This window comes from Luteimonas huabeiensis HB2, assembly GCF_000559025.1.
Classification (GTDB): Bacteria; Pseudomonadota; Gammaproteobacteria; order Xanthomonadales; family Xanthomonadaceae; genus Luteimonas; species Luteimonas huabeiensis.
Window position 1 is genome coordinate 12463 of record NZ_JAAN01000041.1, and the last position, 13368, is coordinate 25830.

The 13368-nt window shown below is 73.4% G+C and carries 10 protein-coding genes; 4 read left to right on the plus strand and 6 right to left on the minus strand.

Features of this window, described 5'->3' with window-relative positions; translation table 11 throughout:
• Nucleotides 1–212: 212 nt before the first annotated feature.
• Genes Z164_RS0116180 through Z164_RS0116190 form a run of 3 tightly spaced genes read right to left on the minus strand, consistent with a single transcriptional unit; the run spans nt 213 to nt 6201 of the window.
• On the minus strand, nt 213–2510 hold the full coding sequence (locus Z164_RS0116180) for a GH92 family glycosyl hydrolase (RefSeq protein WP_024891721.1): 2298 nt from the start codon (nt 2508–2510) through the stop codon (nt 213–215).
• On the minus strand, nt 2507–3754 hold the full coding sequence (locus Z164_RS0116185; RefSeq protein ID WP_236621821.1) for a Ca2+-dependent phosphoinositide-specific phospholipase C: 1248 nt from the start codon (nt 3752–3754) through the stop codon (nt 2507–2509). Before Z164_RS0116185 ends, Z164_RS0116180 begins: the two co-directional genes overlap by 4 nt.
• Nucleotides 3755–3768: 14 nt before the next feature.
• The gene (locus Z164_RS0116190; protein ID WP_043690514.1) at nt 3769–6201 is read right to left on the minus strand and encodes a TonB-dependent receptor; all 2433 of its coding nucleotides are present in this window, start codon (nt 6199–6201) and stop codon (nt 3769–3771) included.
• A 101-nt stretch (nt 6202–6302) separates the two neighbouring features.
• On the opposite strand from Z164_RS0116190, the gene Z164_RS0116195 reads away from it, so the two are divergent.
• The gene (locus tag Z164_RS0116195) at nt 6303–6941 is read left to right on the plus strand and encodes a TetR/AcrR family transcriptional regulator (RefSeq protein ID WP_024891724.1); all 639 of its coding nucleotides are present in this window, start codon (nt 6303–6305) and stop codon (nt 6939–6941) included.
• Nucleotides 6942–6962: 21 nt separating this feature from the next.
• Here Z164_RS0116195 and Z164_RS0116200 read toward each other — a convergent pair whose 3' ends face one another.
• The 3 genes from Z164_RS0116200 to rsgA all read right to left on the minus strand — a co-directional run bounded on the left by Z164_RS0116200 (nt 6963) and on the right by rsgA (nt 10356).
• A complete protein-coding gene (locus Z164_RS0116200; protein WP_024891725.1) occupies nt 6963–7601 on the minus strand; it encodes a response regulator in 639 nt (212 codons plus the stop codon).
• 32 nt (nt 7602–7633) lie between these two features.
• Entirely contained in the window at nt 7634–8872 is a 1239-nt protein-coding gene (locus Z164_RS0116205; protein ID WP_024891726.1) for a peptidase MATCAP family protein, read from the minus strand.
• Nucleotides 8873–9291: 419 nt separating this feature from the next.
• On the minus strand, nt 9292–10356 hold the full coding sequence (gene rsgA / locus Z164_RS0116210) for a ribosome small subunit-dependent GTPase A (RefSeq protein ID WP_024891727.1): 1065 nt from the start codon (nt 10354–10356) through the stop codon (nt 9292–9294).
• 233 nt (nt 10357–10589) lie between these two features.
• Between rsgA and Z164_RS0116215 the strand changes: the two genes are divergently transcribed.
• From Z164_RS0116215 to Z164_RS0116225, 3 genes are all read left to right on the plus strand, one after another.
• The gene (locus tag Z164_RS0116215; RefSeq protein WP_024891728.1) at nt 10590–11846 is read left to right on the plus strand and encodes an aminotransferase class I/II-fold pyridoxal phosphate-dependent enzyme; all 1257 of its coding nucleotides are present in this window, start codon (nt 10590–10592) and stop codon (nt 11844–11846) included.
• Between the two features lie 30 nt (nt 11847–11876).
• Nucleotides 11877–12497, plus strand: coding sequence for an SGNH/GDSL hydrolase family protein (locus Z164_RS0116220; protein ID WP_024891729.1), 621 nt, complete (start codon nt 11877–11879; stop codon nt 12495–12497).
• Between the two features lie 73 nt (nt 12498–12570).
• Nucleotides 12571–13296, plus strand: coding sequence for a methyltransferase domain-containing protein (locus Z164_RS0116225; RefSeq protein WP_024891730.1), 726 nt, complete (start codon nt 12571–12573; stop codon nt 13294–13296).
• The last annotated feature ends 72 nt before the right edge of the window (nt 13297–13368 follow it).

Sequence of the window (13368 nt, forward strand, 5' to 3'; positions counted from 1 at the left end):
CCCATGTCAGGGCGTTGCCTGGAATAGCCGCTCAGGCCGCCTGACACCGGAAGATAGAGCGTCAGCGCACCCGGTCCGATACCCCGGAAACCATAGCCGGCGTAAAAGCGAGCGGCGCTCTCGTCCTAGGCATCCACGATCACAACACGCGCACGCCAAGCGCCTCGCGCGCGGCCAAGGCCACGTTGGCCGTGCGCGATCCCGGGACCTGCCTATTGCCCGCCGCAGAGCGCGAACCCCGGGTCCGACAACGAAGGCGGCGGGGTGGCGCGGCCCCAGTCGGAAGGCTCGGGGCCCATCACCAGTTCCAGGGTGGCGCCGTCGGCGATGTCGCGGTGGCGGAACCAGGCGGTGTCGAGGGGGGCGCCGTCGAGGGTGGCGGATTGCACGTAGCGGTTGAGGCCTTCGCTGTCGTGGTTGTGGGCGACGATGCGCAGGGTGCGGCCGCCGCCGAGGTCGAGTTCACTGCGGGCGTAGCTGGGCCGGCCGATCAGGTACACGTCCTTCCCGGCCACGGGGTACAGGCCGAGTTGGTGGAACACCAGCCAACTGGACATGGCGCCGGAGTCGTCATTGGCGGGCAGGCCGCCGCGGGCGTCCTGGAACCATTTGTCCAGGTATTCGAACACGCGGTCGATGCTGCGCTCCGGGCGCCCGGCCCAGTGGTAGAGCACGGGGATGAGGAAGCCCGGTTCGTTGGTCATGTCGAAGTGGAAGCGGTCGAACATCCAGTCGAGCCGGCGCACGAAGGCCTCGGGGCCGCCGGAAAGCGCCATCAGGCCGGCGACGTCGTGCGGGGCGTACAGGGAGTAGGTGCGCAGGTCGCCTTCGTAGAAGAAGCTGGTCCAACTGCCGCGCTTGGTGAGGTCCGGCGCGCCCCAACTGCCATCGGCGTTGCGGGGGCGGATGAAGCCGCGCACGCCTTCCACGTCCAGGTCCGGGTCCCACAGGTTGCGCCAGTTGCCGGCGCGGGCGAGCGCTTCGCGCGCCACTTCGCGCTGGCCCAGGCCGCAGGCGAGCTGGGCGATGGCGAAGTCGTTGTAGGCGTATTCCACGGTGCGCGAGCCGGCGCGTTCGATGTCGGCCGGCAGGTAGCCCAGGCGGTGCCAGGCGTCCACGCCGTCGCGGCCGTGCTGGCGCGGATTGTCCGGCTGCACTTCGGCGTTCTTGCGCATGGCCTGCAGCGCGGTGGCGTAGTCGATGCCGTCCAGGCCCTTGGCGAAGGCGTCGGCCACCATGACGTCGCTGTTGCTGCCGCCCTGGGTGCGGCCGTTGTCGTTGCCGCTGCGCGCGTCGGGCATCCAGCCGGTGTGGCGATAGATGTCCACCAGCGAGCGCAGCATGGCGCGCTGGCGTTCGGGGGCGATCAGGGTCAGCAGCGGGCCAACGGTGCGGAAGGTGTCCCAGATGGCGTAGTAGTCGTCGTAGTCGGGCTCGGCGGAGGTCCACTTGGGGTTCTCGCCGGTGCGGTCGGAGGGCATCAGCATGCTGTGGTAGATGCCGGTGTAGAGCTGGCGGCGGCGCGGGGTGTCGCCGGGGCTCACCTGCACGCGGGCGAGCTGGTCGTTCCAGGCGGCACGGGTGGCGGCGTGCACGGCGTCGAAGTCCCAGCCGGGCGCTTCCTCCTCCACGTTGCGGCGCGCCTGCTCGGCGCTGACGAAGGAGATGCCGATCTTGAGCTGCACCGCCTGCCCGGCCTGCGCGTCGTAGTGCAGGGCGGCGCCGAAGGGGCGGTCGCCGTCCAGGGTGGCGGCAGCGTCGGCCAGGCGCTCGTCGCCGCGCCACAGGGTCTGCGCCTGCGCGGGGGTGTCGCTGACCAGGTGGAAGTACACCCGGTATTCGCCGCCCTGGTTCCAGCCGCCGATGTAGCGGCCCACGCCGGCGATCTCGGTCGGCGACAGCCGTTCCAGGGTGCCGCCGAGGAAGCGCTGGGATTCGGCGCCGGTGCCGCGCACCAAGATGTGGTCGAGCTTGACGCTCAGGTGCGCCGGGCCGCTGCGGTCGAAGCGGTAGCGGTGCAGGCCCACGCGGCGGGTGGCGGTGAGTTCGGCGGTGACGCCGGGGCGGGTCAGGTGGGCGGCGTAGTAGCCGGGCGAGGCGGTCTCGCGGTCGCGGGCGCTGGCCAGGTCGTCCGGGTCGAAGCGTTCGCCGGTGCTGGCCATGACCTGCACGTTGCCGTACTTGCCGGCGGTACCGCTGACGTGCAGGTGGCTGAAGCCGAGGATGCGCCCGGCGCTGAGGTAGCCGGATTTCGACGGCACGCCGTCGAAGCCGACCATGTCCGGGCCGAGCTTGACGGTGCCGAAGGGCTCGGTGGCGCCGACGAATACGCGGCCGTACCAGTCGGTGCCCAGGAAGATGTTGACCTCGGCGGCGGGATCGGCGATGCGCGGCAGCGCGTCGGCGGCGGGCGCCGCCAGCGGCAGGGCCAGCAGCGCGGCCAGAGCCAGCGCCTTGAGCGGGGCCGTGCGCTTCGGCGCGGCGGCGATGCGGGGCGGAACGGGCGTCATGGCGTGTTTCCTTCGGCTTCGGCGCGCGGCGCCGGTGCATCGAACGGGGCGCGGTCGGCGCGCGCGCGGGCTTCGGGTTCCACGGTTTCCACCGGCAGCCCGGCGCAGCGCGCGGCGGCGCGGCGCGGGTTGCACACGGCGGCGGCCAGGCCCGGCAGGTGCACGCGGAAGCCGCCGGGGAAGCGGGCATCCGGCCACAGGTAGTCGGTGGAGACCCACTGCGCGCCGGAGGCCAGGGTGCGCTCGCGCCAGGCGGTGTCGTTGCGCCGCGCCTGCCAGGTGTTGTCGTCGGCGCGGCTGCGCACCAGCAGGCCGGCATCCACCGCGCGGGCGATGCGCTCGCCGTCGCGCTCGATGTTGTTGAGGGTGATGTAGCCGGCGGCGGGCGACGCCTCGTCGATGTTGACGAACATCGCCCGGCCTTCCAGCGCGCGGCGGCTGCCGCGGTACAGCGCCACCTTCTCCGGGCTTTCGTCCAGCGCGATCACGAAGCGCCCGCGCGCCTGGCCCAGCGTGGGCCAGGCGCCGGCGCGCACCGCCTCGCGCAGGGTGGCGTGCTCGCCCTGCACTTCGTCCGGGGTGATGATCGCGCCTTCGGGCAGGCCGGCGCGGAAGGCCGCGTCGAGCGCGTCGAAGGCGGCGGCGTCGAACTTCAGCAGCGGGGTGCCGCCGGGCACGTCGCCGGCATCCTTGGCGTTGATGAGGATCAGGATCGGCGCGTGGCGCGGGTGGCGCCGCGACCAGTCGCCGATCCGGCGCAGGCAGTCGGACAGCAGCACGCAGTCGCTGCGCCAGTCGATGTCGGGCACGTGCATGACCTTGAAGCCCGGCCGGCGCATGGCCGCGCCCCAGGCCGGGTCGGGCGCGGTGCCGGTGGCGCGGGCCAGCAGCGGGTCGGCATGGCGGCCGCCCTCGGGGTCGTGGACGACGTCGATCTCCAGTTGGCGGGCGCCGAAGTCGAGCTGGGCCTCGATCGATTTGTGCGCGTAGTCCAGCGCCTGCGCGGTGCCCGGGTCGTGGGCGGCGATCAGCGCGTACTCGGCCGCCGGGATCGCCTGCTTGTAGCTGTTGTGGGTGCCCACGGCGAGGAGGTCGTTGAGGCGCAGGTGGCGGTCCATCCACGCCTCGTGGCAGCCGGGGCCGGCGGCGGCGGCATCGGCGGCGTCGAGGTCGCACGCCGCCGCGGCCGGCGCCGAGCAGGCGAACGCCGCCAGCATCAGCGCGCCATGCAGAAGGGTTCGCATGCTCGGGTCTCCGCTCAGAAGCGCCAGGTCAGCGCCGCGCGCCAGTTGCGCGGCTGGATCGGGCGGGCGATGAACACCTGGTCGGCGGCCTCGGGTGCGTCGATCTGGCTCTGCCGCGGGTTGCCCTGGGTCAGGCCGAGTTCGTCGGTGAGGTTGCCGCCGTGCAGGTTCAGGGTCATGCGGTCGTTGATGTCGAAGACCAGGTTGGCGTTGAGCACGGTGTAGGCCGGCAGCCGCTGCTGGTTGGCCACGTCCGCGTAGCGGTCGCCGTAGCGCTCGACGTCCAGTTCGACGCGCAGGCGGCCCTGCATGAAGTTGAAGCCAGGGGTGAGCCGGTAGCTGGTCTCGGGCACGCGCAGCAGGCGGTTGCCGCTGTAGTCGCGCTGGACCAGTTCGCCGCCGACGTTCTCGTTGTAGGCGAAGCGGCCGAACTCGGCGTCCTGCAGGGTGGCGGTGGCGCGCAGGTCGAACCAGGCCGCGGGACGCACGATGCCTTCCAGCTCCAGGCCGTTGGTGCGGGTGTCGCCGTAGACCACGCGGCTGACGATGCGGCCGCTGTCCGGGTCCTGGTAGGCATCGCCGACGGCGTAGCTGTCGTATTCGCTGCGGAACAGCGTGGCGTAGAACTCACCCCAGCGCCCGGCGCTCTTGAAGCCCAGTTCGGCCATGCGCATTTCCTGGGTCACCGGTTCGTTGTCCGGGTTGCCGATGAAATCGCCGAGCGAGGGCAGCCGGAAGGTCGAGGTGTAGCGCGCGAACAGGCCCATGTTGCGCTGGAACTGCCAGTTGGCGCCGGCGGTCCAGGCCAGGTCGTCGAAGCGGCGGTCGAAACCGAGCGGGGTGTCGGTCTGGCGGTCGCCGGTGCCGTCGATGGCGATGCGCTCGTAGCGCAGGCCGGCATCCAGGCGCCACTGCGGGTTGATCGTCCACTCGTCGGCCGCGTACACGGCCCAGGTGTCCGAGGTGCCGATGCCGTCCACCCATTCGGTGCCCGATTGCAGCACGCCGCCTTCGGTGAGCTTGGTCAGGCTGCCGTCGGCGCCGGTCAGGTAGATGTCGAGCAGGCGCGCGTGGTCGCGCAGTTCGGTGGCCACCAGGCCGGAGTAGCTGTTGAACTCCTCGTTGACGTGCGCGTAGTAGGCGCCGAAGGTGAGGTCGTGGCGGCCGCTGGCGGTGTCGAAGCCGCGGGTCAGGCGCAGGTCGTTGACGAACTCCGATTCGGGCACCTGGAAGCTGCGCGCCAGGTTGACCATGGTCAGGCCGGTGCCGTTCTGCGCGACCGGGTCGAAGATCGTGCCGTCGGCGTAGCGCAGGTCCAGGCCGGGGCCGCCGCCGGCCAGCGCCAGCACCTCGTCGGCGCTCTGCACCGCGTAGGGGAAGAAGCCGTTGCGCAGGGTGTCCGAGTCGCGGTAGCGGGCGATGTTGCGCAGCCGCCAGCCGCCCAGGTCGCGCTCGTAGCGGCCGGTGAGCTGGGTCAGGCGCACGTGGGTGCCCTCCTCCATGTCGATGTCGTAGGGCTGGCCGTTGCGCTGCAGGCGCACCCGCCGGGTCTCCGGGCCCACCGCCACGCCCTCGTGCGGGTCGAAGCCGGGCACGCCGGCGACGTCGCCGCTGGCGTCCAGGGTGAGCGGGAACGGCGGGGTGAAGCCGACGTGGTCGTCCATGTGGCGGATGCCGAACTCGAACTCGCTGCCGTCGTCGAACTCGCGCAGCGCGGTGAAGCGCAGCTGGCCGCCGCGGTCGGCGTCCCAGCCCGGATCGCGCTGGCCGGGGCTGCTGCGGAAGAAGCCGCCGGCCATCAGCCGCCAGTCGCCGGCCATGCCGCCGTACCAGGCGTCCACGCGCTGCATGCCGTAGTCGGAGGCCTGCAGCTTCATCGCGCCTTCGGGAACCTCGCTGCCCTTGCGGGTGATGAAGTTGATCAGCGCGCCGGGCGAGTTGGAGGCGAAGATCGACGACGGGCCGCCGCGCACCACTTCCACCCGCTCGATGGTCTCGTCCATGCGGAAGGACTGGTCGGCGTTGAGCCAGCCCAGGCCGGCGTCGTGCTGAAGGGTGATGCCGTCTTCCTGCAGGCCGACCGAGGAATAGCCGTCGGTGGGGATGCCGCGGGTGCGCACGTTGCCGCTGGCCTCGCCGGCCGAGCCTTCCACCCAGAAGCCGGGCACCATGCGCAGCGCGTCGGTCACGCTGCTGGGCGCCTGCATCTGCAGCCGGTCCTGGTCCACGGTGGAGATCGCGTAGCTGGTCTCGACCTTGCGGCGCAGGCCGCTGCCCGGGTTGGCGGTGACCACCACGGTGTCGAGCTGGGCGGGGGTCTGGCGGCGGGCCGGGGGCGCTTCGCCCTCGGCCGGCGCCGCGGCGGTCTGCGCGGCCGCGCTTGCCGAGGCCAACGCCAGCGCCATCCCGATGGCGGCCGGTAACGGACGAACTCTACGCTTGGACATGGTGATCGGAACCTTCAGTGGGAGAGCGGCGCAGGGCCGAGCCGCGAAAGTTTCGATAGTCATTGCTACCATTTCATGGCAAGCCCGTGCGAGGACCGCCGATGACACCCCCAGCCGCCCCCGACCGCGCCCGCTGCGCGCCCCGCCAGGCCCGCGGCCGCCAGACCTACGAGCGCCTGCTGCAGGCCGCGGGCGAGCTGCTGGCCGAGGTCGGCTTCCAGGAGCTGTCCACCAACATGATCTGCGCCCGCGCCGGGCTCAGCCCGCCGGCGCTGTACCGCTACATGAAGGACAAGTACGCGGTGCTGGAGGCGCTGGCCGAGCGGCTGATGGCCGACCAGAACGCGGTGCTGGAGGCGTGGCTGGGCCGGCACGCCGCCGGCGGCACCGCGCGCATGGCGCGGCACGTGGACGAACTGCTGCGCGAGACCGCCGAGGTCACCCGCCGCCAGCCCGGCGCGGTGTGGATCCTGCGCAGCCTGCGCGCGATCCCGCAGTTGTCGGACCTGCGCCGCGCCTCCAACGGCTACGTCACCGAACGGCTCGCCCGCGCCTACGCGCCCTCGATGCCGGAATTGCCGCCCGAGCGCCTGCGCCGGCGGGTGCTGATCTCGGTGGAGTTCGGCTATGCGATCGGCGAGAGCGTGCTGGAATGCGCACCGGAGGAGGCCGAGCCCTTGCTGGCCGAGGCCGCGCGCATGCTGGCCTCGCTGTTCGTCGTCGACACCCTGCCGGACTGACGCGGCCGCGCCGCCTCGCGCTCAGGCTTCGCCCTCGGGCTCCAGCGCCTTGACCAGCACCGCGGCCTGGGTGCGGCTGTGGCATTCGAGCTTCTTGAGGATCGCGGTGACGTGCACCTTCACCGTGTTCTCGGCCAGCCCCAGTTCGTAGGCGATCTGCTTGTTGAGCAGGCCGTCGGCCAGGCCCATGAGCACCCGGAACTGCTGCGGGGTGAGCTGCGCGAGGCGGGCGGCGAGGCGGGCATCGGATTCGGAGCGCTCGGCGGTCAGCGGCGGGAACCATTCGCCGCCGTCGAGCACGGCGCCCACCGCGGCGGCGATGGTCTCGGCCGGCGAGGACTTGGGGATGAAGCCGGCGGCGCCGAACTGCTGGGTGCGGCGGATCGTGCGCGGGTGGTCGTTGGAGGAGATCACCACCACCGGCACCTCCGGCCGCTCGCCGCGCAGGTGCACCAGCGAGGACAGGCCGCGCGCGCCGGGCATCGCCAGGTCCAGCAGCACCAGGTCCAGCTCGGGATGCGCCGCCAGCGCGGCGACCAGCGCCGACGCGCTGGCGGCTTCCACCGCGCGCACGCCCGGCAACGCCTCGCGCAGCGCGTGCAGCACCGCGGCGCGGAACAGCGGGTGGTCGTCGGCGACGAGGATGGCGGGCGCGTCCATGCCACCAGTGTCGCCGAAGGCGCCGGCCGCGGTCACCCCGCCGGCGGCAGGCGGTCGAGGCGGATGCGGTTGGCGAACAGCGAGAACGCCAGCATGCCGGCCAGGCCGTTGGCGCGCGCCACCCACGGCGGCAGCCAGCGCGGCGGCGCCAGGGTGCCGTCGTCGAACAGCGGCTCGAAGCGCTCGACGTCTTCGAGCGTCATCTTGCCGGCGAACAGCAGCCGGCACAGCCGCAGCCGGCCGGCGGCCAGCGCGCGGCGGAAGAAGGTGTGCACGTCCACCAGCCCGCGCAGGTACACGGTGTCCTTGGTGAAGGCCGCGCCGCCTTCCACCGGCACGCCGCGGAACACCCGCTGCGCGGAGGCGAAGCTTTCCGCCGCGGTCTGCCCGGCGTCGAGAAAGTAGCGGTAGACCTCGACGAAATCCGCCCCGTCCTGCGCCAGCGCCACGGCCTCGATGCGCAGGCCGATGCGCTTGAGCCGCTCGATGTCGATGTTGCCGGTGATCTGCTCGGCGAAGGTGGCCAGCCCTTCCTGCACCGCGGTGATCCGCGGCGAGGACATCGCCAGGCTGCCCAGCACCGGCTGCTCGCGGCCGTTGAGCGCGGTCAGCGAATGCACCAGCGCCTCGTGCTGCAGCAACTGGTGGCGGTCGTAGTCGCTGTAGGCGGCGCCGGCGCGCAGGCGGATGCGGTAGGCGCCGGCGGCGGCCTTGGCGATCAGCTCCGGGTCCAGCGCCACCTGCACGATGCGGCCGCCGAAGAAGGCGTCCAGCTCCGCCTGCAGCCACAGCTGCAGCGCGGTGGCGGAGATCTCCACCTGTTCTTCCGGCGCCAGCAGCGCGCGATCGAGTTCGTCGGCGATGCCGATGAAGTGGCGCGCGGCATCGCGCGCGGTGAGCTCGCCGCCGGGCAGCGCGTCGTCCGGATCGCCGTACAGCGCGCGCGCGTGCGCGCCGGCGGCGGCGGTGCCGAGCGATTCCAGCAGTTGCGCGGCGACCGCCCAGTGGCGGGCGGACTCGATCAGGTAGGCGCCCAGCGGATGTGCGGGATCGGCGGCGGCGGCGATGGCGTCGAACTCGCGCCGCGCCTGCGCGAAGTCGTGGCGCGGGTAGGCAACGCGCGGCAGGACGACGCGCCCGGCGAGGGCGGCATCGAGGAACTCGCGTTGCACCCGCGCCGGCCAGCTCGACAGCGCCAGCACCCGGATGCCGCGGGCGGCGGCGATCAGGCGCAGGTCGAGCGCGGCATGGTGGGCGACGGCGTGGGGCATCGGCGGATTCCGCTCGGCGTTGCCGGCACGCTAGCCGATCGCGGCGCGCGGCTCTACCGGGCTCCGCACGCCCCATCGAAGCGCTGGCGCATTGGCGCCGCAAGCCGCCCGGCCCTGGGCAGCCGCCGAAGGCGGCACCCTGTTTTTCCCTTCCCCCGCCTGCGGGGGAGCACCTTGTTTTTCCCTTCCCCCGCAAGCGGGGGAAGGTGCCGAAGGCGGATGGGGGCACGCCGCAGGCGTCCAAAGCGGCCCTCATCCGGCGCTGCGCGCCCACCTTCTCCCGCTTGCGGGAGAAGGAACAACGTGCACCCGCTTGCGGGAGAAGGAACAACATGCACCCGCTTGCGGGAGAAGGAACAACATGCACCCGCTTGCGGGAGAAGTGACCACAAGCCTCGCTTGCGGCGGATGTCGAGCCACTAGCGCCGCTTGCGCCCACCCGGCGCCGGCGCGCGGCGGCGCGCGGCGAGCTGGCGGGCGGCCTCGGCGACTTCCTCGCGCAGCTTGAGGTAGCCGGCGTAGCGGGCGCGGTCGAGCGTGCCGGCCTCGATCGCGGCGCGCACCGCGCAGCCGGGCTCGTCGAGGTGCCGGCAGTCGCGGAAGCGGCAGGCCTCGGCCAGGGCCTCGACATCGGCGAAGTTCTCGCCCAGGTCTTCCTCGCCGGTGGGCTTGAGCTCGCGCATGCCGGGGGTGTCGATGAGGCAGGCGCCGGAAGGCAGCGGGATCAGCGCGCGATGGGTGGTGGTGTGGCGGCCGCGGTCGTCGCGCGCGCGGACCTCGGCGGTGCGCATGCGCGCCTGCCCCAGCAGGGTATTGGTCAGGGTGGACTTGCCGGCGCCGGAACTGCCCACCAGCACCGCGGTGACGCCCGGCCCCAGCCAGGGCCGCAACGCCTCGGCGCCGGCGCGGTCGCGCGCGTCCAGCGCCAGCACCGGCACCTCGCCGCCCAGCACCGCCTCCAGCGCGGCGCGCGCGGCCTGCGGGTCTGTGCCGTCGCGATCGGCCTTGGTCAGCACCACCAGCGGCTCGGCGCCGCCGCCGCGCACCAGCAGCAGGTAGCGCTCGATCCGGCGCGGGTTGAAATCGCCGTCCAGGCCGGACACCACCAGCACGCGGTCGATGTTGGCGGCGATCACCTGCTGCCGGTAGTGCTCGCCGGCGGCGGCGCGCTTGATCACCGTGCGCCGCGGCAGCAGGGCGACGATGCGCCCGTCCTCGACCAGCACCCAGTCGCCGACGGCGGCGCGTTCCTCCGGCGGACAGCGCGCCAGCTGCCAGGCCGGCAGCGATTCGGCCGGTGCGGCGTCGCCGGGCCCGCGGCTGACGACGTAGCCGGTGCGGTGCTGCTCCACCACGCGGGCGGGCGCCGCGCCGGGGTGGGCGTCGAGCGCGGCGCGCCAGGCGGCGTCTTCCACCTCCCCGGCGAACGGCCAGCCGATCGCGCGCAGGGCGTCGAACGCCGGCCCGGGGGGCGGAAGGCTCAAGCGGAAAGGGTCGGCATCGCCATGCGGTGGATTCTAGAGCGTGCGACGTCCTGGGGGCGCGTCGCCCGCGCGCCCGGGTCGTCGCGAGGCCAGGCGCGGTGCGGCCCGTCCAGCACGGCGGCGAACGGCCTGGCCTGCCGTTCGCCGCCGGCGCGGGCGCGCGGCCGCTCGGGTTTTCCGCTAGGCTGTGACGGCGTTTTCCCCGCATTCCCGCCCCCACCGTCCCCGCCCCCATGCCCAGCCTGAAGACCCGCGAGCGCCTGTCGGAAGTCCGTTACGAGATCCGCGGAGAACTGGCCCGGCGAGCCCGGGAGCTCGAGGCCCAGGGGCGCAAGCTGATCAAGCTCAACATCGGCAATCCGGGCGCGTTCGGGTTCCGCGCGCCCGAGCACCTGCAGCGCGCGATCGCCGACCACATCCACGACACCGATCCCTACACCCACCAGCAGGGCCTGCCGGCCGCGCGCGAGGCGATCGCCGCCTTCCACCGCGCGCGCGGCGCGCCCTCGGTGACCCCGGAGCGGGTGTTCGTGGGCAACGGCGTCAGCGAGCTGATCGACATCTCGCTGCGCGCGCTGCTCAACCCGGGCGACGAGGTGCTGCTGCCCTCGCCGGACTACCCGCTGTGGTCGGCGGCGACGATCCTCAACGACGGCCGCCCGGTCTACTACCGCTGCCACGCCGGCCAGGGCTTCCTGCCCGATCCCGACGAGATGGAAGCGCTGGTGTCGCCGCGCACCCGCGCGATCGTGCTGATCAACCCCAACAACCCCACCGGCGCGGTCTACCCGCGCGCGCTGCTGGAGCGCATCGTCGCCATCGCCGCCAAGCACCGCCTGCTGCTGATGGTGGACGAGATCTACGACGGCGTGCTCTACGACGGCGCCCGCTTCGAGCCGCTGGCGCCGCTGGCCGGCGACCTGCCCTGCGTGTCGTTCGGCGGGCTGTCCAAGGTGCACCGCGCCTGCGGCTGGCGGGTGGGCTGGGCGGTGCTGTCGGGCGATCCGATCGCCAGCGGCGATTACCACCACGCGATGGACCTGCTGGGCGCGCTGCGCCTGTGCGCCAACGTGCCGGGCCAGTTCGCGATCGAGGCCGCGCTCGGCGGCGCCGACACCATCGGCGCGCTGTGCCGCGCCGAGGGCCGGCTGTACGAGGCCCGGCGCGCGGTGATCGAGAGCTGCGCGGCCAGCGAGCACCTGACGCTGCACGCGCCCGAGGGCGCGCTGTACGCCTTCCCCGGCGTGCGCGGCGCGGCCGCGGAGGGTTTCGACGATCACGCCTTCGCGCTGGAACTGATGGAAACCGAGGACGTGCTGGTGGTGCCCGGCTCCAGCTTCAACGTGCCCTACCGCAACCACTTCCGGGTCACCCTGCTGCCGCAGCCCGAGCAGCTGCGCGAGGTGTTCCGGCGCATCGACCGGGTGCTCGCGCGCCGCGCCGAGGCCGCGGCGGCGTCCGCCGGCATCGCGCTGAGCGCGCATGGCTGAGCGCGCGCCCGCGGCGGGCGGAGGCGCGCGATGAGCGCGGGCGCGTTCGCCATGCTCAGCCTGGGCGACAGCTACACCATCGGCGAGGGCGTGGCGCCGGAAGGACGCTGGCCGGCGCAGCTCGCGCGCGCGCTGCGCGAGGCGGGCATCCCCGCCGGCGAGCCGCGGATCGTGGCGGCGACCGGCTGGACCACCGAGGAACTGGACGCCGCCATCGATGCCGCCCAGCCGCAGGGCCCGTTCGGCCTGGTGACGCTGTTGATCGGCGTCAACGACCAGTACCGCGGCTACGACGTCGCCGGCTACCGCAAGCGCTACGACGCGCTGCTGCTGCGCGCCATCGGCTTCGCCGGCGGCCGCGCCGATCGCGTGCTGGCGTTGTCGATCCCCGACTGGGGCGTGACCCCGTTCGGGCAGGCCTCCGGCCGCGATCCGGCCGGGATCGCGCGCGACATCGACGCCTACAACGCCACCGCCGGCGAGCGCTGCGCCACCCACGGCACCGGCTGGGTGGACGTGGCGCCGGTCAGCCGTGCGCGCGGCGCGCACCCGTCGATGCTGGCCGAGGACGGCCTGCACCCGTCGGCGGCGATGTACGCCGAGTGGACCGCGCTGGCGCTGCCCGAGGCGCGGCGCCTGCTCGACGGTTGAGCCGCGCCGGCATGGAGACCGCAGCCGCATGAGCGACCTGGCCCAAGCGATCGCCGCCGCCCACGGCCGCCCGCTGGAGCGCGAACGCGCGCGCCGGATCGCGCGCGCGTTCGCGCCCGTGCATCCGCTGGGCAACCGCCACGACTACTTCTACACGCTCATCAAGCTGCGCAGCGACCCGCTCTACCCCGGCGTGCTGGCCGCGCTGCGCGGCACCCGCGCACCGCTGCTCGACCTCGGCTGCGGCCTGGGCCTGCTCGCGCACGCGCTGCGGCAGGACGGCCAGGCGCTGCCCTACCGCGGCGTGGACATCGACGCCGACAAGATCGCCCGCGGCCGCCGCGTCGCCGCCCGCGCCGGCCTGGACGACGTGACCTTCGACGTCGTGGACCTGGCCCGCGAAACGCCCGACCACCGCGGCAGCGTGACGATCCTCGACGTGCTGCAGTACCTGCCGCACGAGGCGCAGCGGGCGCTGCTGTCCGCGGCGGCGGGGATGCTCGACGGCGACGCGCGGCTGGTGATCCGCACCGGCCTGGGCGACGACAGCGGCCGCGGCCGCACCACCCGCATCGCCGACCGCCTGGCCAGCCTGATCGGCTGGATGCAGGAACGCGCCCGCTGCTACCCGACCCGCGACGGCCTGCAGGCGATGCTGCAGGCCGCCGGCCTGCGCGCCACCTTCGCCCCGCTGTACGGCGATACGCCGTTCAACAACTGGCTGGTGGTGGCCGAACGCGCCGCGCCTTCACCCCTTGCCCCCCGCCCGCGGGATCGGATGCCCCGAAGCGGCGGATGAGGCCGGCCTCTCGACTCGCCGCGCTCCACGCCCCCACGCGCCCTGCCCTCACCCCTGCCCCTCTCCCGCAGG

Coding starts and splice junctions, on each gene's coding strand:
- Z164_RS0116200 (WP_024891725.1), bottom strand. CDS start 7,601: ATGGACGCGCCCGCCATCCTCGTCGCCGACGACCACCCGCTGTTCCGC.
- Z164_RS0116215 (WP_024891728.1), top strand. CDS start 10,590: ATGCCCAGCCTGAAGACCCGCGAGCGCCTGTCGGAAGTCCGTTACGAG.
- Z164_RS0116195 (WP_024891724.1), top strand. CDS start 6,303: ATGACACCCCCAGCCGCCCCCGACCGCGCCCGCTGCGCGCCCCGCCAG.
- Z164_RS0116185 (WP_236621821.1), bottom strand. CDS start 3,754: ATGCGAACCCTTCTGCATGGCGCGCTGATGCTGGCGGCGTTCGCCTGC.
- Z164_RS0116190 (WP_043690514.1), bottom strand. CDS start 6,201: ATGTCCAAGCGTAGAGTTCGTCCGTTACCGGCCGCCATCGGGATGGCG.
- Z164_RS0116205 (WP_024891726.1), bottom strand. CDS start 8,872: ATGCCCCACGCCGTCGCCCACCATGCCGCGCTCGACCTGCGCCTGATC.
- Z164_RS0116220 (WP_024891729.1), top strand. CDS start 11,877: ATGAGCGCGGGCGCGTTCGCCATGCTCAGCCTGGGCGACAGCTACACC.
- Z164_RS0116180 (WP_024891721.1), bottom strand. CDS start 2,510: ATGACGCCCGTTCCGCCCCGCATCGCCGCCGCGCCGAAGCGCACGGCC.